The sequence below is a fragment of the Brevibacillus gelatini genome, assembly GCF_003710935.1.
Lineage (GTDB): Bacteria > Bacillota > Bacilli > Brevibacillales > Brevibacillaceae > Brevibacillus > Brevibacillus gelatini.
On record NZ_RHHS01000037.1, the window covers coordinates 92718 to 111936 of the forward strand.

Below are 19219 nucleotides of genomic sequence, written 5' to 3' on the forward strand. Positions count from 1 at the left end.
CTTGTACGGTTATCCCTTCCTTTGCCCCGACGCGCAAAAAAGGCTGCACGCTGCGTTTTTCCAAATCTTTGCTGATGCGCTACAATAGGAGGATGACCGATTGCCATTCGTTATGGTGTGAAGGAGGAAACCATGGCAGCCTTGCTGGAAGTAAACAACGTGACAGGGGGTTACTCCCCGAGCCACGCTGTCATCAAAAATATTTCGTTTGCCGTTCACCCCCGCGAAATCGTCGCATTGATCGGACTGAACGGCGCGGGGAAAAGTACGACGATCAAGCATATTCTCGGCCTTTTGCAACCGCTGGACGGCTCGATCAAGATTGCGGGCCAATCGTTTCAATCCGCTCCGGACAGCTATCGACTCTCTTACGGCTACATTCCCGAGTCTCCCATTTACTACGAGGAGTTGACGCTGTGGGAGCACATCGAGCTGATGGCGATGAGTCACGGCTTGACGAAAGAAGAACTGTCCAAACGGGCCGAGCTTCTGCTCAGGGAATTTCGCATGGAAGAGATGAAAAACCGTTTTCCTCAGCAGTTTTCCAAAGGAATGCGGCAAAAGCTGATGATTATGATGGCGCTGCTCGTACAGCCGCCGCTCTATATCGTGGACGAGCCGATTCTCGGCCTGGACCCGCTCGGGATTCGCTCTTTGCTGACCTGGCTGCAGCGCTGCAAGGAACAGGGCGCAGGCATCCTGATGTCGACGCATATTTTGGCCACTGCCGAAAAGTATTGCGACCGTTTCATCATTTTGCACAAAGGGGAAATCAAAGCGCAAGGCACGCTGGACGAGCTTCGGCAGTTCACAGGGCTGTTCGGCCACTCCCTGGATGACATCTATTTGCGGATCGTAGAGGATGAAAAACAGTGAAGTTTGATGCGGATCAATTGTTTCGAAAAAGACTGCATGCCTTTTCCACGGAATTCATCAGGTATGCACAGTATATGGCCAATGGCGGCGTACTTTTTATTGCTGTATTTCTGACCGGATTGCTTTCCTTTTATTATCGCAGCATCATCGCGATGATTCCGGCCTGGTTCCCGTTGACGCATGGCCTGGCGCTGGTCCTTGCCCTTTTCGTCACGCGCACCCCTCATCGCACTTTTTTGCTGGAAGCGGACCTGCTCTTTCTCACTCCGCACGAGACGCGGCTGGGCGGCTATTTTCGCAAAGCGCAAGTCTACAACTTTGCCGTACAGAGCGTCGGCCTGTTCGTGCTGCTGCTTTTGCTCTCGCCCCTGTACACGGGCGTGATCGGGGCAACCGGACTGCAACTGTGGCTGTACTGGCTGGTGCCTTTTCTGCTGAAAGGCTGGAATGTACACAGCAGCTGGATATTTTTGCGGCTGTCCGCGAAAAAAACGGAGCGGCTTTACACGCTCGCCCGGTTCGGCCTGTCGTATCTCGTGCTGGCATGGGTGCTCAGCGCAGGGCAGTTTCTCAGCTTCGGGCATGTGCCTTTTGGCGGCGTGATCGGCGCGGTTCTCATCGTCTGGCTCCACGTACAAATGCGCAAGGTATGCACCGGACTGCCGCTGCAATGGTACCGCCTGCTTGCGATGGAAAATCGCTTGCGGCACCGCTTTTATCAATTCATGAACAACGTGCGGGACGTTCCTGCCTTGCAGCGCCAGGTAAAGCCGCGCTTTTGGCTGACTGGCCTGACACAGCTTTTGCCGTACGGTCAGGCGCATACAGCAAGGCATTTGTACGTCAAAACGTTCCTCCGCTCCGGCGAGCTGGCCGGGATCTACGGGCGGCTGGTCGTAATCGGCGCCGTTCTCGTGCTGCTTTTGCCAAGCCTGCTGGCGAAGGCGATTGCGGCCGGGCTCTTGATGCTGATGACAGCAAGCCAACTGAACGGCATGTGGCGGCAGCAGGGCAAGCGAAGCAACGAACTGCTCTTCCCGGTTCCTGCACCTGCGCAGAGACGTGCATTTGTCTGGATGCGCTCGGTTTTGCTGCTGCTGCAAGCAGCTGTGCACATCACCGTAAGCTTATGGTAGCGGAAACAGCCCTTCGAACCAGGACTTGGAGCCTGTTCGAAGGGCTGTTTTTTCATACATGCCAGTTAGGGTGGCGAGCAGGGCTTACAGGTGGAACGTATCCACTTTTCTGCGCAGCTCCTGGATGCTTTCTGTGACATCCTGAATCTCGACGACAAACCGATCCACGTTGCTGCTGACTTCCTGGATGGTCGCCGATACTTCTTCCGTGGCGGCTGCTGTCTGCTCGGAAATGGCCGTGACCGTCAATATCGATTCGTTCACCTTGTTTTGTTCGTGCTTCATCGTTTCCACGGTGGACATGACGTTGGAAAGCGACGCCTTGAGCGTGTTTGTCATGTTGGACAGCTCTGTGATTTCTTTGGCCACCGAATCGAGACGCTTTGTCCCGGCATTGTAACGGTTCAATGTCACATTTGTTTTTTCTGTCGCCTGCTTCACCTGATCCTGGATGTCCCTGATGCTCTCCTGAATGACCAGTGTCGCCGTTCCCGTCTGCTCGGCCAGTTTGCGCACCTCGTCTGCGACTACCGCAAATCCGCGCCCCGCCTCTCCAGCGCGTGCGCTCTCGATGGCGGCGTTCAAGGCAAGCAGGTTGGTCTGTGCGGCGATTTGCTGGATCGTTTCAATCACATCATTGATCCGGGCCGATTTTTCTTCCAGAATCGTCATCGTATGTTGAACGTCATGGAACTGCTTGTTCGTTTCCGTTCCATCCGCGAGAAACTCTTGCAGTACCTTATAGCTGCTCTGTCCGATGTCAGCTACCTGGTTGGACACGGCGTCCATCGCTTCGATCGCGCGGTTCAACTCGGCCAGCTCGCTTAAAAACTCCTGTACGGTTTGCACGGCGGTTTCCATCGCGGTTGCGGTTTGCTCGTTGCCGGAAGCAATTTCCTGACTCGTGATGGCAATGTTCTGGTTCTGCTCGCGGACAGACGCTGCGCCTTCGCAGATGGAAGCCGCCATATTGTCAATGCTCACCGTCGTCTCCTTGACACCGCCGATGATTTGCCGCAACTGGGTCGTCATCTCGCGAAAAGCGACAACGATGCGGCCAATTTCATCATTTCTGTTCGTAACCGCGATTTGCGTCTCCGTCAGGTCTCCGCCGGCAATGCGCGCGGACGCCTCCTGTACGACCCCCAAAGGACGCAGCATCCGTTTCACCACAATGTATACGCACACAAGCGCAATCACTGTGACGACAACCATGGAGACAATCATGCCCGGCATCGTCTCGGCCAGGACCTGCCCGTTTATTTGCTCAACCTTTGCCGCGGCTGTGTCGACACCGAGCACCGCGATGACTTTTCCGGATTTGTCCTGAATCGGTGCAAACGCGCTGAGGTACGCTCCGTACACCGGGTCCTGCACGATTGGCGTACTGTTGGTTCCTCCCTGCAGCGCAGGCGAAATGTCAGCGAATGTGGTCGAGCTCGTAGGCTGGCCAACCTCGAAGTCAACCCCCGATCCATCCGATCCGTCCACCATCATCTTGACCTTTTCGCCATCGGCCAGGACGATGTACACATAGAGCGCCCCCGTCTTCGCCAAATAGTCTTTCAACGTAGCCAGAAGGGACTGGTAATCATCGTTCTTTTCCGGCTTTGGCTGGGCCAAAAATCTCGCCAGCGTTTCAGCATCTACGCCCGCAGCAATATGCATCGCCAGGTCAATGCTTGAGTGAGAAAGCGTACGTTCAACGGTAGTTGCGCTGTTTGATTTCAGCATGAAAAGATTGGCTGCCATCATTACTACGACAATTACGGCCACGAGCACAACTACACGACTGGCTAGGCTCTTGCTCATCCTTGCTCATCTCTCCTTCACCTTACCTGAAATTTGATAGATAATTCCCTGTAAGACACTTTTTCAAACAAAAAGCACCCCCAAAGGGCGCTTTTGCCAAAACTCCCTGTATTTTTATCGACAAATGGCAGCCTATTTGTAAACATATTTTCCTTCGGGCGCGGCCACGATCAGGAAGCGATAGTTGGGAATGTCGACATAACCGAGCGGCTCCATTCGCTTTTGCAGGTCCAGTAACGCTTCTGCGTATTGCTCCACACTGAAATCGGAGAGCGGCAGCGAAAAGAGCGTTGTTATGTTTCCACAAAATCAAAAGACATGCTGTCTGTTCCCCTTTCCTTTTGGTTATCCGCCCTGAGTCGGAGGGAAAATACTGCCCTGGTACGTTTGGCTGGCTTGCGAACCTCTCTATCATGAATGATGGAAAGGATTAGGGGAGGAATTATTCTATGGCAGATTTTGCAATACTCGCCGGAATTCATCAAGGCTTTTTTCTCATTTTGGTGTTCGCTGCACTGATCCCTGCGCTTAAAGCCAAGGCGCTCATCTATCAGCCAACCAGACGGGCGCTGGCAAAAAAGGCACGCTGGACGCAGTTTTTTGTCTGGCTGTTCATACTCGCCTTCGCCGGGCACCTGTTTGTCACCTGGGCGTATTTTCAATCGTTCGGTTGGCTTTTCCTAAAGGACAAAGCGATCGGCTTTCTGCCCCTGATCGTCGTCCCTTTGCTCACGGTTGTCTGCATTTCGCTGCCCCGCTTGTGGCAGCTGGGAGCAAAGCCGGGCAAGTCCCAGGAGAAGCCGTCGTACATCGTGGATAATCCCGATCTGTCCCTGCTCTCGGAAAACGCCGCCACCTTGGAAATCACAGGGCTGCTGGACCAAGACAACGCACAGCCGACTGAGTCTGAGCTGGTCGATGCGGATTTGCGAAAGAGCGCGTCGGCTCCTGAGCTGATCGTCCCGCTGCAAGCGACGGTCCTGGGGAGTGTGACGGCCTGCTTCCTGCAACTTTTCTTTCCCGCCGTCACTCTGGAGCCATCCACTCTCCTGTTCGCCTGGGGCGTACTTGTTGCAGGCACCTCTGCGCTTTGGATCATGCAATCCTGGCAGCAACAGCGCTGCTCCCGCTCTGCAGAATGGAAGCCGCCTGCGCCTCTTTTTCGGTTTTTGCGCGGGACGGCTGTTCTGTTGCTCCTGGCAGCAGGCAGCTTTTTCTGGGGCAATCAGGCGCTTCTCGCCAGCAAATTGCCTGCGCAATTCAAAATGACAGATCATACGAACATCGACACCGGACACGACACGGGGCTGTTTGCCCGCGCGCAATCGGCCCATGCCGGGCACGACCGCACTGCTTCCGCCATCCAGACGGTGAGTGTAGCAGACTTGACCGGACCGCGCGAAGGTGAAGCGGATCGGCAATTTACGCTGACAGCCCAAAAAGCCACCGTGCGGCTGTCCTCCGGCAAAACGATGGAGGCGTGGACCTTTAACGGGCAATATCCGGGTCCGGAGCTGCGCATCAAGCAAGGCGAACTGGTTGAAGTCGTGCTGGAAAACAAAGATATTGCCGATGGCGTCACCATCCACTGGCACGGGCTGAACGTCCCCAATGCCGAAGACGGCGTGGCAGGCGCGACACAGGACGCCGTGCTCCCCGGCGAAACGCACGTCTATCGGTTTTACGCCAACCAAGCCGGAACGTTTTGGTATCATTCGCACCAGCAAGCGTCCGTCCAGGTGCGAAAAGGACTGTTTGGCACGCTGGTGGTCGAGCCTGCGGCAAGCACAGAAGGCGCGGAGTCCAGCATTCGCGATCTCACCGTCATTCACCATAAGCCAAAAGGCGAAGGAGCGACGATCAACGGAGCTGACACGCTTTTGATGCAAACCGTTTCGCCTGGCACACCTGTAAGACTTCGCTTTATCAACGCCGAAAATATGCCGATCACCTACCAGCTTTGCGGGACCCCGTTTCAGGTTGTCGCCATTGACGGGAACGATGTCAACGAGCCGAATCTGATCGCCAATCAGGCGTTGCAGTTGGGGGCTGGCGGCAGATACGACCTGTACTTCACCATGCCGGACCGTCCTGTGTTGTTCGCTTCGGCCGGGAAGGGGAAAACGGCGGAAAAAGGGCTGCTGCTCAGCCCGGACGGCAGCGGGGAGGTACCCGCCCTGCAAGAAGGGGTGCCGCTTTTCGATCCCGCCCGTTACGGCGCACCGATGACGCTGCCCTTTGATTTGCGCACGCCTTTTGATCGCGAATACGAGATGCTGTTTGACGTCGCCTTCGGGATGTACGATGGCCGCTTTGAGGGCCTGTGGACCATCAACGGCAAGGTGTTTCCCGATACGCCGATGATGATGGTCGCAGAAGGCGATCTGGTGAAAGTAACCTTCGTCAACCGCAGCTTTATGGATCATCCCATGCACCTGCACGGCCATCATATGCTGGTGCTCACGCGCAACGGCAAGCCCGTAACAGGCAGTCCATGGTGGACGGACACCCTCAATGTAGCGCCGGGCGAAACGTATGAAGTGGCGTTTCGCGCAGACAATCCTGGTCTGTGGATGGATCATTGCCACAATCAGGATCACGCCTCGCTCGGCATGAGCATGCACCTTCTGTACGAAGGAGTAACCTCTCCTTACGAAGTCGGTCATGCCACCCGCAATCATCCGGAATAACCGCAGGAAAAAAGGCAGCCTGTCAGCGAGCAGACTGCCTTTTTCTATATGTTTATATGTTTCAGGATACAATGTGCTTACGGCTTGCTTCGCCGCTTCTTGGCGGCAAGCAGCCTGTTCAGCGTGTCGTCTGCGTCCTTACCCTCTGCACGAGCTTGCTGCTGTTTTCGCGCCGACGCTTCCGGCTTGTTTGCCGGCTCCTGCATGGCTGTCTGTACATGGGAGGCAGGCTTGGCCTTGTCCGCCTGCTCCTGCAAAGCAGCATCCGGCCGAGAGCGTGTCAGCCCAGCGCGCCTGTCGGAAAGCCTGTCAAGTACGGCTTGCTGTCCATTCGCCGATGCTGGGGCAGACTGCCTGCGCCACAGACTCGACAGCCTGGCCCACCATTGATCCGGCAGCTGCAAACGGCGCACCGCCACGTCTACCGGCAACAGCAAGGCCGCAAGCATCAGCAGCCATTCGCTGATCGGCTGCGTATCCCACTTCGCGGGAAGCTCGCCGCCAAACACTTCCTCCGGCTTGGCAATCTGCTTGCCGCCACCCGCGAGCAGCCATGTGCGCAGCTCTTTTTCCCCGTCCGGCGTCATGCCGTATTCAGGCGAGTACGAAACGGTCAGCCCCGTCGTTTGGCTCGCCAGTACCCGTCCTTGGGCTTTTTCCGAAATCTGGATCATGTACGTGCCCGGCTCTGCCGTCTCAAACTGGCCTTCCAGGACACCGGGCGCAACCGGCTTCAGCTTGACGACTTCGCGCTGCATGTTTTGATTGAGCACAACCGCCTCCAGCTCTTGCGGCAGGCTTTCCCCGGCAGGCATCGTCACTTTGACAGTGCCCACCGCTCCGTCCATGCTTGTTTGCGTCTTCCACTTTCCTTCGGCAACCTGCGGAAACGTCCAGGCGACCACTTCGTTCCAGAGCCGTCCGTTGCCGATCCAGTCCGGCGCCCATTTGCCTTCGAGATCGCTCGTCCAGGCAACGGAACGGCCCAGCCCGTATTGCCAGCGGGTCAAAATCGGGTCGTCATCCGCGCTCACAAGCGATGTCTCCGCTGTCTGTTTGGCGGTTGTCGCGACGTACGCCCGCAGCGGCGGCAGCGCGTCTTGCAGGCTTGGCCACATCCCGGCTCCCGTCTTTTCGGGTATTTGCGGCTTTTCCACAATAAACGTGCGGCTCGCCAGCGCGGTTTCCTTGCTGAAAATTTTCGGAATCGACTCCGCGTCATTGGCGAAGTAGTAGCGGCCATTTCCGGCTTGCGCAATCATTTCCAGCAGTTGTGTATCGGCATCATCGCCGACCGCGACCGTGGAAACCGTAATATTCTCGGCTGTCATCTGCTGCAAAAGCCCCTGGTAGTCATCCTGCATGCCAGACTGTCCATCTGTCAGCAAAATGACGTGCTTTCGCTGCGTGTTCATCGTTTTTACCCGTTCGTACGCCAGTTGCAGCGCCGGGTAAATATCTGTTCCGCCATCGGCGCTGATGCTGCCGATCTGCTGATGGATCGTCTCCTGTTTCGTGACGGCCTGGGGCGCAACCACTTCCCACGGGCTGCCGTCAAAGGCAATCACCCCGATGTAGTCTTGCGGATTCATCATCGTCGTGGCGCGGATCGCCGCTTCCTTCGCCAACTCCATTTTGTCGGCACCCTTCGCGTCGACGCTCATGCTGCCCGATTTGTCGATCACCAGCTCCAGCCCCAGTGAAGGAAGCTGTTCTTTGCCGCGCAAATCCATATGCACGGGCAGCGCCTCCTCAATCGGCGTCTGGAACCAGCCGCCCATCCCGAAGCTGTCGCTGCCCCCTGTCATGATAAGGCCAATGCCCAGATCGCGCACAGCCGTCCGAATTCGCTCCATGTCGGCATCGCTTACCTCTGTGGCAGGCAAATCAGCCAAAACAATCGTCGCGTACTGCTTGTAGCCTTCCAGCTCCTTCGGCAGCATAGCTGGCTCTCGCAACTCCACCCGCATGTTTCCGGCCTGCAGCGCCTGGATGAGATTTGTCGCTGCTCCCGGATGTCCCTCCACGACGAGGACGACCGGAGCGCCTGCCACCTGCGTGTAAGCAGTCGCCTGGTTGTTCGCCTGGACGGTATCGCGGCGCGGCTCGATTTCGACGCGGTAGCGGTGAAAGCCTTGCTCCATCGCCTTTTGCGAAAAGACGAAGCGATTGTGCCCTTTATCAATCTGAACGGTTTGCTCGCCTGCCTGGCGATTGCCTTCGTACAACCGCAGCGTCGCTTCGGTGGCGAGTGTGCTGTCCACATCGACCGTGATCGCGTATTCCTCGCCAGCGTACAGCCGCTGCGGAACCTGCACGGAGGACAGCACGACCTCGTCTCCTTGCGGCTGTTGCAAAGAGACAGCCTCCACGCCGATTCCCCGCTCTGCAGCCAGTTTCGTTTGTCTGGCTGCGTCCCCGCTCGTCGCGATGCCATCCGTGAGCAGCACGACTTTGCCGCGGGCGTTGCTTTCGATCATGGCCGCAGCGAGCCGAATCCCTTCCGCCAGATTGGTCGCCTGGCGGTTTACTTCGACGCCGAGCGACGCAAGCTCCGCGCGCGTCGTCAGCGGCTGATCGACCGCCGCTTCCGCTCCGACAGCCACGATGGCGTACTTGTCCTCCGGGCGCTTTTGCGCGATGGCCTCACGCAAAAAGGGGAGGACGCGCGGATCGTCCTTCATCGAGGCGGAACGGTCCACGACAAACACAACCGTTTTCGCCTGAACAGGCGTGAGCAGCTGTGTTCCTGCCAAAGCGAGAACGAGCAGCGCAAACAGGACAAGGCGGATCGTGGAAATGACGGCTTTGCGGCTTGCAGGCATCTGCTTTTGCTTCCGCCACCAGCTTGCCACGAGGTATGCCGCGGGCAGCAAAAGCAGCAGAAACAACGGCTGTGTAAAGTTAATACCCACGCTGGTACACCCTCCATTCCACCAGCAAAACAAGCAGGACGAGCGCCGCCAGCCAGTACGTCAGCTCCTGCGTACCTGTCGCGCTTGCCGCTTGCTTGTCTCCTTCGCTCTGTCCGGTCGAAACGCCGGAGACACTGAGCGCTTTTGGCGTAATATCCGACTCGGCGTCGCTGATTCGCACGGAAAAATACCGGCTCACTTGCCCCGTATCGAGCGTCTCGTCAATCCGGTACAGCCCAAGCTGCTCCGGCACTTGCATCGTCCAGACCGTACCTTCTGCCGTAATCGGCTGCTGCTGTCCGTCCGGGTAGGTCACTCGCCGCTCGGAAGCGCCCGGTGTAAGCGGAATGGACAATACATCTCCGGGATGGCTTGCGGCGATTGGCGTCGCCTGGGCAGGCGAGAGCCAGTTCACGACATTCCGCATGAAAATGGGAAAAGCGGGCCGCAGCGGAAAATCAGAATCGTGCAAATCGAAGGCAATGATCGCCACCCGTCTGCCGTCAATCACGCCTGTCCGGACCAGTTCCACGTCGCCTGCGCGAACCACTGTGCGCATCCCCGGCATCTCGCCCAGCACCTGTGCTTTGGCAATATGCACCTCGCGCCAGTCCACGTACTTGAGCAGCGGGTCATCTGCCGACACTGCCTGCGGCCCCTGTTCCAGCTCTTTTTCTCCCGAAAGCGGCAGCCAGTCGGTTTTCCGATCGGGCGCAATGACGAGAATGTTTCCCGGCGGCAGCTTGTCTGGCACTTCGCCATCAAACACCCACAGATCGCGTGCTTCCGCGTCCGGTCCGGGAGCTTTCTGGATGGTTTCCACCTCCATGCTGCCAACCGTCTGCATGACTTGATGCAGAAAGCGGTTGCCCGCCGGGGAGTAGAGAACAGCTTTTCCTTTGCTCGTGGAAAAGGGCACGCTCCAGATCGTATTGTCTTCCATCAGACTATCCTGCTCTGGCTCGATCACGGCGCGATAGGCTGGCGACTTCGGCAGTTCCTTGAACGAAAAAGTCTGGGAACCGGACGCTTCGATTGCAAAAGAATCGGTGTCCAATAGCTTGCCTTGGTCGTCAAAAACGGTCACGGTTCCCCGCGACGGCGCGCTGCCGTAGTTGTCGACGCGCAAAAGCGCCTCTACTCCTTCTTGTCCGGGCTGTGTCACGAAGGCTGCAATGCCCGCATTTTCACGCGACCGGCCCATCTGCATGAAGCGGAAGCTCACAGACGAAGCGGGAAGCGCCTGCAAAGCAAGTTTGTGCTCCGCATGTCCGTCCCCGATCCAGATGACCCCGCTTCCCGGCTCGTTCGCGGCGATGGCTCCCGCCAGCGAAAGCGCAGACAACGGATCGGACGTCCCCAAATGGGCTGTCAGCTTCTCCAGCGCCGCCAGCAGCTCCTTATGGTCAGCGCTTCTGGACACCAGCACATTCGGCTCGCTGCCCGCAGCGATCAAGGTCATGGTCTGCCCGCTGCCGAGCTTTTCTACCAGCGCCTTGGCCTCAGATACAGCCCGCGCCAGCCTGGTCGCTTCGCCCTCTTTAGCCAGCATGCTTGCGGACGTATCAATGACGAGCACCGTATGATCGGTCGCAATCCCTTCTGTCGGCAGCGCGGGTCTGGTCAGCGCCAGCACCAGCAAGCATGCCGCCAGAAGCTGCAGGATGAGAAGCAGGTTGCGCCGCAGCTTTTCCCAAGGACGCACGGCTTCCCAGTTTTGCAAGGTGCGCTGCCAGAGCAGCGTACTCGGCACGACACGATCCTCTACTTTTCGCTTGAGCAGGTAGAGGACGATGATGGCCGGGATTATCAGCGCAAACCACAAGTTGCCCAAACCCATCCATTGCATAGTTGTTCCTCTCCCTCCTCTCTAGCGAATCATGCCCGCCTGCCGAAATACGTGAAAGACGATGGATTCCAATGATTGCTCCGCCTCAATCCCGGTAAAAGCGATTCCTCTTCCGTAGGCAAAGGCGGCCAGTTCCTGCCGATACTGCTGCAAGCTTTTCTGGTACTCGGCGAGCAACAGGCCCGTCATCGACACTTCTTTTGCCTGGCTCGTCTCCGCGTCAATCAGACGCAGCTCTCCCGTGTAATCCGGCAGCAGCTCTTCCCGGGACAGCACCTGCACCAGCGTCACTTCCTGCCGCGCTGCCTGCAAATAGGCCAGTCCATCCGCATAGCCTGCGGGAAACAAAAAGTCGGACAGCACGATGGAAATGCCCGCTTTGCCCCGCACGGCACCGGGTTGGCGAAGCGCGGCATGCAGATCACCCGCCCCGCCTTCCGGGACGGTTGATAAAAAGTGCAGCAGCCTGTGCGCCTGGCCTTTTCCCTGCAAGTCTCGCAAAGACGCGACAATGCGGCTGTCGAATGCGTAGACAGAGACGTGATCGAGCTGGCACAGCGACAGGTAGCCAAGGGCTGCGGCAATCTGGAGCGAGCGCGACAGCTTGCTCGGCTGTCCGTAGCTCATCGAGCGGCTGCAATCGATATACAGGCTCACGTGCAGTTCGGTTTCGTCCAGGTACTTTTTCAAAAACAGCTTCCCGGAACGCGCATACGCATTCCAATCCAGTTGCCGCAAATCGTCGCCCGGCACGTACGCCCGAAAATCGGCAAATTCCATCGAGCTGCCGAGTTGTCTCGCCCGTCTTTTCCCCGCGTAGCGGCCGCTGACGGCTTTTCGCGTCGCGAGCTGCAGCCGCTCCAGTCTGGACAGCCACGACGGGTCAAGCAAGTGCTGGCTCATGCTTTTTCCCTCGCCAGCGCGTTCAATATGTCGCGGACGATCTGGTCAGCCCGCACGCCGCTCGCCTCGCCTTCAAAGTTGAGAAAAATCCGATGGCGCAGGGCGGGCAGCGCTACCGCCTCCACGTCCTCGTAGGCGAGATTGTAGCGTCCTGCCAAAAGCGCGCGCACTTTTGCCAAGGAGACAATCGCCTGCACGCCGCGCGGACCTGCCCCGTTTCTCACGTACTGGTTGACCGAGGCGATGGCCTGCTCCCCCGGATGGGTGGCCAGCAGCAGCTTGACGGCGTAATCGAGCACCGCATCTGCCACCAGAACTTCGCGGGCGGCCTGCTGAATGTAAGCAATCTGCTCGCCCGAAGCGACTTTTTCCACCTGCACAGTCTGCCCGGTCGTCGTCCGGGTCACGATGGCCTTCAGCTCATCTGCGGTCGGGTACGGCACGTCGATTTTCAACAAAAAGCGGTCCATCTGCGCTTCCGGCAGCGGATAGGTGCCTTCCTGCTCCAGCGGGTTTTGCGTCGCCAGCACGAAAAACGGCGAAGGCAGCGGACGGGTGACGCCCCCTGCCGAAACAGTGCGCTCCTGCATCGCCTCAAGCAGCGCGCTCTGCGTCTTGGGCGTGGCCCGGTTGATCTCGTCGGCGAGCACGACATGGGCGAAAATCGGCCCGTGCTGGAACTGGAACGACTGCTGTCCTGTCTCGTCTACCAAAAGAATGTTCGTCCCGGTAATATCGGTCGGCATCAGGTCAGGTGTAAACTGGATGCGCTGAAATGAAAGCTCGAAGGCTTGGGACAATGTTTTCACCAACAGCGTTTTCCCCAGTCCGGGCACGCCCTCCAACAGCGCATGCCCGCCTGCGAACACCGCCCACAATAGCTGCTCGACGACGTCCTTTTGTCCCACCAATACTTTTCCGATTTCCTGCCTGACCAGCTCTACCCGCTCCAGACAATCCTCGATTGTTTGCTGTGCCACAGCCGCGTCCTCCCCTTCCTATGGCTCGATTTTGCTGAAATAGTCTTTGACAATATCCTGATAATCGCCCGGAATACTTCCCTTTTCCATGCTTTCGCGGGCGAATTGCTCGTACTGGCCGAACACTTCCTCGTACGGCAGCGTTCCTCCCGCGGTTACTTGCGTGTTGCCGCTTTGCTGCGACTGGGATGGTCCCGCGCCGAGCGGGCCTCCTACTGTTTCGGCTGGTCCGTTGTCTGTGCCGATGCGGCCGGACGGGACAGTGACAAGCTCGTGTTTTCCTTCGGCGAGTCCTGCGCCCGAGCCCTGATTGCCTCCGTTGGCGTTTCCCGTGCCGCTCGTCCCTTTGCCAGTGCCATTGGGCAAACCGCTCATGGAACCATTTCCTGCCGCGTTGCCTGTGCCATTCGTCGAGCCGTTTCCTTGCCCGGCACCTGTGTTGCCGTTTGCAGGCGGGGTTTGCTGGTTCCCCGCCGGATTCGGATTCGCATTTGCTGTTGTGCCCGTACCGGACGCTGCCGGGCTGCCGCCTGGTGTCGTGGCAGCAGGCACGGACTGTCCTGCCCCGGGCGTAATGTTCCCCGCTCCGTTATTGCCGAAAGCCCCGGCACTCGCCAGCGTCATCTGCGACTGATGGAGCGAGGCTGCCGCCTGGGCAAGCGCAAGCATCGCCTGCTGTGACTGCTGCGCTTCTGCCAATGCTTGCAGCATGCTCGCTTGCAGCGCAGCCAGCGCTTGCTGGTCTTGTCCGGCGGCAATCTCCCGGGCAGCCTGTGCCAATTGGTCGGCGGCCTTTTTCAGTTCCTCTGCGTTTGCTGCCGCCGCATCTTTTTTTAACTGCTCTGCCGCTTTTTCCAGTTCACGGGCCAGCTCGGTCCGCTCTTTTTCCGGCATCTTCTCCATCGCTTTTGCCATCTGCGCAAGCGCCGCCGTCAACGCTTCGCGGTCGCTTTTTGCCAGTGCATCCGCGAGCGATTTGGTCGATTGCTGGCTGCCCAGACTGCGCTGCAAGCTGTGCAAAGACGCCGCCTTGTTCTGTGCGGCTGCCCGCAACTTTTCCAGCTGTTTTTCCGCTGCCCGCAGCGCATTGAGCCGCTCGGCGGGATCGGTTGCTTTTGCCATGGCCTTTTTCGCCTGCTCCAGCATTTCCTCAAGCTGCTTCTTCTGTGCTTCGCTCAAGCCTTTGGCCGCTTTTGTCTCCTGCTTGATTTCCTCGATTTCTTTTTCCGCCTGGGCAATCGCCTGTTTTTCCAGCGCCATCTGGGCGAGTCGCCCGTCCTGCGGATTCGGCCAAATCATCAAGAGCAGGCTCGCCAACAGAAGGCCACCCGCAGCGTACAGCTTTTTTTGCAAACCACTCCAGATGTGAATGCTCTCGATAATGCACGGCAAGTTTTGGCGCAAATGCCGCAGGGCGTCTTCCCGTTGCATGACAGCGACGGACGACGTGCTGTCACGATGCTCCCACGCCGTCTCGACCCGCTGGGCCAGGCCGTTTCCATCAGCCGCCTGCGCACTTTGCAAAAGCGTCGCTTTTTTGCGGAGCGCAACCAGTCCGCCAAGAAGCAAGGCCAACGGAATCAGCGCGGCCGCAAGCCAGGAGTAGTAGGGGATCGGCCACAAACGGGCAGCGAGGAGAAGCAGTGCGCTCCCCCCCGCTCCCCACAAGCCGTACTGTGTTATCTGTTGAAGCAGCACCCGTTTTTGCAGTTGTCTGCGCACAGGCTCAAGCAGTGACCTCAGTTCGTTGTCTGCCTTTGGCGTAAACATGGTTTACTGCTCCTCTGCTGCCGTCTTGCGCAGCCTGCCCCGCACAGGCTGGATGAAGTAAATCGCCAGCAGCAGGCACACGACCGTCAGCGCCCCGTAGATGATGCAGTAAAACCAGAACGGATCAATGTTTGCCCAGAGGCTTTGTCTGTTGACGAGGCCTCGCAAGCTCCCGTATGGCCCCTCGCCAAAAATGTTCAGCATGGCCAGCACCGGATTGAGGCTGTGCAAAAGATCAGGCCAGATCGGCATAGGTGAAGAAGCGACCTGGTTCAGCCGATTCTGATAGCGAATAAACTCGCGAATGATTTCCGCCAGCACACTGGTCCCGATGGCAATTCCGAACGCCAGCGCATAGGTGACGACCGTGGCAATTCCCGTGCGCTTGATGAGCGTCGACATGAGCACGCCGATGCTGCCCGCAGCAAACATCGTCACCACATAAAAGCCGAATACCTTGACGAGTTGAAGCGGCGAAACCCCCCCGTACAAAAACACGATGGCGTACAGCGGGATCGTAGCAAAGACAAGAAAGGTCATGAAGCTGAGCGAGGCCAGCCATTTTCCCAAAATCAACCGCGTGGCGCTCACGTTTGTCGTCAACAGGATGCTCAGCGTCTGCCGCTCACGCTCTCCCGAGATCACACCCGCCGTCAGCCCCGGAACGACGAAGCCGATCATGCCAAGCTGCATCATCGACAGCAGCATGAACAACTCCCGCGTCTCGCCAGGGTTGTAGTAGCTGCCGCCGTTTGTCATGAAAAAGACCGCGAGCAGCGTCATACTTCCCATCACCAGCAGGTAAAAGAGAATGAGCCACGGCGAGCGGTTCGACCGCATCCGCATTTTCCACTCGTTGAACAGGACAGGGTTGCGCAATCGTCGCAAAACGTTCATGAGCCTACCCCTTTCGTAATTTCCAAAAAGATGTCTTCCAGATCGCCAACCGTCTCATTGAAGGCAGCTACCGGAAAGCCTGCAACCGCAAGCTCCCGCAACAGCTCCACCTGCTGCTCGTCTTGTCCCGAAAAGTTGGCGACAACCCAGCTGCCCTCCCGCGTCACGCTCGTAATCACAGGCATTTCGCGCAGTCGGGTCATCGCTTCCTCGATCCGTCCGGTCAGACGGATGCGCAGCACTCGCTGCTCCTGCATTTTGGCATAAATCTCATCCACCCGGCCAAACGCCACCAGGTTGCCTTCCTCAATCACTCCGATGACGTCGCACATCTCGGCCAGCTCCGGCAAAATATGCGAGCTGATGATGATCGTCTTGCCCATGTCGCGCAGTTCTTTCAAAATCTCCCGCAGCTCAATCCGCGCCCGCGGGTCCAACCCGGAGGCAGGCTCATCCAAAATCAGCACCTCCGGGTTGTGCACAAGCGACCGGGCGAGTCCGAGCCGCTGCTTCATCCCCCGCGACAAGGAATCGACGTAAGCATCCCGCTTGTGGCTGAGATTGACCAGATCGAGCAGCTGGGGAATGATCTGCTTTCGCTGTGCGGACGGAATATCGTAGTTCGCCCCGTAAAAATCAAGGTACTCCTCTGCCGTCAAATTGTCGTAGACGCCGAAAAAGTCCGGCATGTAGCCGATCAGCTTGCGCACTTCCTTCGGATGGCTCGTCACCTCGTAGCCGCCTACGTACGCTTTGCCGCTCGTCGGGGCAAGCAAGGTGGCCAAAATGGACATCGTTGTCGATTTTCCCGCCCCGTTCGGACCGACGAAGCCGAACACCGTGCCTTTTTCAATATCCATCGTCAGGCCCTTCAACGCCTGCATTTTCCCGTAGCTCTTGCACAAATTGCGAATTTGAATCACAGTTGGCTCACCTTCCCTTCCACGCTGACGTTCGGAATCCCGATATGGCGCATCTCAGGCAGTTGATGGGAAAACTTGATCCGCAGCATGCCGTCGGCCGATACATAGTGGGCGGCCTTGTCGCCTGTCATCACATTGTTGTTGAACGCTTTTTCATACGGCTCATACGTCTTTGTCTGCCAGTTGTACACTTCCTTGGCAAACGACGTACCGTCATCGGACCAGGTGTACAGGTACACATTGGCAATTTCCAGTTTTTTGCCTTCCTGGCTCAGATTGATGTCAAACGTGATGTCTCCTGCCGTCAAGAAGTAGCCGTCGCCCCCCTCATCTACAGGAACTGAGCTGCCCACCATCGTGACATCAAACGTCCCGGTCGGATAGTACACATGCCCGTCCTTGGACGGCTGAACCTTCAATCCCGAAGTGACCAGGGCGATACTGTTTGTCTTGACGTCTTCACTTTGCACGGCGGCATCGACAACCGGCTGATCGGTCCAGCCTACGATCCGCACGATTTCCGACTGATTGCTTGTGCGTCCAGTCACTTCCAGCATTTCGATCATAATCTGCTCTCGCACCTGCTCGTCTTGGAGAGAGCGCAGATGCGCAGGCAGCGCCTGCATGGCATACGACTGTCGACTCCCGTATCTTGCCTGTGCGGACGGCTGGAAGGGCAAATTGACCTCTACAGTTGCACCCGGAGCCAGCTCCGGAATTTCCTGCATCTGCCTTCCGGAGAAAATCGTCACATCGCGCAGGGCGAACCTGGTCTTGTTCGTAACGGTTCCTTTCAACGCGCCTTCCGTATAGGACAGGTTCGATTCGAAGCTGCCCGCGTCAAAAATCGTATGCTCTGTCGCCACCTTGCGCGTCGACCAGAACTCTACGTCGCGAAACTCCACTTCGGTTTGGTCGGCTTGCATGGAGGCCCATATTTTCGGGATCTGGTCCCCCCGCTCTTGCTCCCGCAGCGGCCGGGCTTGGCCTTGCCCTTTTACGATCAGACGGTAATCGCCATTGTTGGGGACAAAAAACGAGGTCACGCCGTTTACCTTTGCTTGTCCGTCATTTTGCAGTTGGACGAAGCTCGTCTGATGAACCAGCACGCCTGCGCCGCGCTGCATGGCACCAAAGGAAAAAATCCCGATTCCCGTAATGATCGACAGCGACGGTACGATGACCCACATGTAGCTTTGCTTGCGCCATGCCCGCAAAATGAAAAACAGGATCGGTCCGGCGATCAGGGCGTACACGACAAAAAACAGCACAAACCAGCTTACATCGGGAATTTTCAGGGCAGGATTCATGGCAGCTGCTTCCTGCAGCGGCCAGATACGATCAATCGTTGAACGTTTGGAGTCGAAAAGCGAGGAACCGAACGCTTTGTGCAAAAGGTCTGACCAGAATCGGCCATTCCCCGCCCAGCTTGCGACAGGCTCTTCTGCCAGGTCGTAGGCGACGTACAGCACCTTGCCTTCCCCGACGCTGTGGACGGCAAACAGCGGAATCGCCCCTTCGCTGTACAGCACTTTGCCTGCCTTTACCGTACCGCTGCTGACAGTAAACGGAGCCGTCAAGCTGATCGGATTCGTTTTCTCGGCCTTCATGCTGGCCAGCGTCTTCACGCTCGTCACCTGATTCACTTCGACTGGAGACAGGTCGGCCAGCGCCCCGGCTGTTTTCCGGTAATGGGCACCGCCTGCCAGAACGAGTTTGCCGCCCGCTTTTGTCCAGTCGCGTATCGCCTGAATCTGCTGTTCATTCAGGGAATCCAGGGCGAAATTGTTCAGCACCAGCATGTTGAGCATTTGCAGTTGCACACCGGATGTCGGGATATGCTCCGGCTTCATCGCCACTGTTTTGACGTCGTCGGGAAAAGAATCCTTGGGCAGCGTCCCCAAAAAATTGGCCGTGTCTGCGTTTTGCGCGAGCACCCCGATCATCAGCGTGTGGTTGCTGTACGGTTTGCCGCCCAAGGGGGCTTGCGCCACGATATTGTCTTTTTCCATGAGTGCCACGTATGTACTGCCGGTAATCTCCGAGCCTGGGACCATAATCGTCACCTGCTTGGTCGTTCCCCTGGCTATCGACACAGGCTGGTAATAGGCGACAGAAAACTGATTCGCCCCCCGTTCTCCTGTCGCCACCATCAGGTTGCCTTCCACATCGGCGCCCCCGTTTGTGACAGTCACCGCGACTGGCACCAGCCCCTCTTCCCGGTACACTCCGTCGATTCCTGCGCTTACGGCCAGCTGGATCGCACCTTCTGCCAGGGAGATTGCCGGGTGCGCTTGTCCCCACACCAGCAGCAGGAGGAACGCACACGCGGATAGCAGCCATCGCTTGCACTTCGTCGTTTTCATTCGCTCAATACCTCCATAGTCAATTCGTTTGCAGCTCATTCGACTTTTTCATACACTTATAGACGTTTTTGACAATCAAAAAGCTACAGTTTGTTCGAAAAA

The 19219-nt window shown here is 57.6% G+C and carries 12 protein-coding genes; 3 read left to right on the plus strand and 9 right to left on the minus strand.

Annotated elements, in window-relative coordinates:
- Positions 1 to 132 precede the first annotated feature (132 nt).
- A complete protein-coding gene (locus tag EDM57_RS15775) occupies positions 133 to 876 on the plus strand; it encodes an ABC transporter ATP-binding protein (protein WP_122905653.1) in 744 nt (247 codons plus the stop codon).
- Positions 873 to 2012: an ABC transporter permease gene (locus EDM57_RS15780; RefSeq protein ID WP_122905654.1), complete on the plus strand. Its 1140-nt coding sequence runs from the start codon at positions 873 to 875 to the stop codon at positions 2010 to 2012. Before EDM57_RS15775 ends, EDM57_RS15780 begins: the two co-directional genes overlap by 4 nt.
- An 84-nt stretch (positions 2013 to 2096) precedes the next feature.
- Here EDM57_RS15780 and EDM57_RS15785 read toward each other — a convergent pair whose 3' ends face one another.
- Positions 2097 to 3824, minus strand: coding sequence for a methyl-accepting chemotaxis protein (locus EDM57_RS15785; protein ID WP_122905655.1), 1728 nt, complete (start codon positions 3822 to 3824; stop codon positions 2097 to 2099).
- A gap of 449 nt (positions 3825 to 4273) precedes the next feature.
- Here EDM57_RS15785 and EDM57_RS15795 point away from each other — a divergent pair, with 449 nt between their 5' ends.
- Positions 4274 to 6514 (plus strand): multicopper oxidase family protein, encoded by a 2241-nt coding sequence (locus EDM57_RS15795; protein WP_122905656.1) that lies wholly within the window; start codon positions 4274 to 4276, stop codon positions 6512 to 6514.
- A gap of 77 nt (positions 6515 to 6591) precedes the next feature.
- Here EDM57_RS15795 and EDM57_RS15800 read toward each other — a convergent pair whose 3' ends face one another.
- Genes EDM57_RS15800 through EDM57_RS15835 form a run of 8 tightly spaced genes read right to left on the minus strand, consistent with a single transcriptional unit; the run spans position 6592 to position 19117 of the window.
- A complete protein-coding gene (locus tag EDM57_RS15800; protein ID WP_122905657.1) occupies positions 6592 to 9429 on the minus strand; it encodes a VWA domain-containing protein in 2838 nt (945 codons plus the stop codon).
- Complete coding sequence (locus tag EDM57_RS15805) at positions 9419 to 11278, minus strand: vWA domain-containing protein (protein WP_122905658.1); 1860 nt, start codon at positions 11276 to 11278, stop codon at positions 9419 to 9421. Before EDM57_RS15805 ends, EDM57_RS15800 begins: the two co-directional genes overlap by 11 nt.
- 21 nt (positions 11279 to 11299) lie before the next feature.
- Positions 11300 to 12181 (minus strand): DUF58 domain-containing protein, encoded by an 882-nt coding sequence (locus EDM57_RS15810; RefSeq protein WP_122905659.1) that lies wholly within the window; start codon positions 12179 to 12181, stop codon positions 11300 to 11302.
- Positions 12178 to 13161 carry an AAA family ATPase gene (locus EDM57_RS15815; RefSeq protein WP_122905660.1) on the minus strand — a complete coding sequence of 328 codons (984 nt, stop codon included), beginning with the start codon at positions 13159 to 13161 and terminating at the stop codon, positions 12178 to 12180. The genes EDM57_RS15810 and EDM57_RS15815 overlap by 4 nt, the downstream gene beginning before the upstream one ends.
- An 18-nt stretch (positions 13162 to 13179) precedes the next feature.
- Positions 13180 to 14931: a coiled-coil domain-containing protein gene (locus EDM57_RS15820; protein ID WP_122905661.1), complete on the minus strand. Its 1752-nt coding sequence runs from the start codon at positions 14929 to 14931 to the stop codon at positions 13180 to 13182.
- Between the two features lie 3 nt (positions 14932 to 14934).
- Complete coding sequence (locus tag EDM57_RS15825) at positions 14935 to 15828, minus strand: ABC transporter permease (RefSeq protein ID WP_122905662.1); 894 nt, start codon at positions 15826 to 15828, stop codon at positions 14935 to 14937.
- Positions 15825 to 16751, minus strand: coding sequence for an ABC transporter ATP-binding protein (locus EDM57_RS15830; protein ID WP_122905663.1), 927 nt, complete (start codon positions 16749 to 16751; stop codon positions 15825 to 15827). The genes EDM57_RS15825 and EDM57_RS15830 overlap by 4 nt, the downstream gene beginning before the upstream one ends.
- Positions 16748 to 19117, minus strand: coding sequence for a DUF7408 domain-containing protein (locus tag EDM57_RS15835; RefSeq protein ID WP_122905664.1), 2370 nt, complete (start codon positions 19115 to 19117; stop codon positions 16748 to 16750). Before EDM57_RS15835 ends, EDM57_RS15830 begins: the two co-directional genes overlap by 4 nt.
- Positions 19118 to 19219 lie beyond the last annotated feature (102 nt).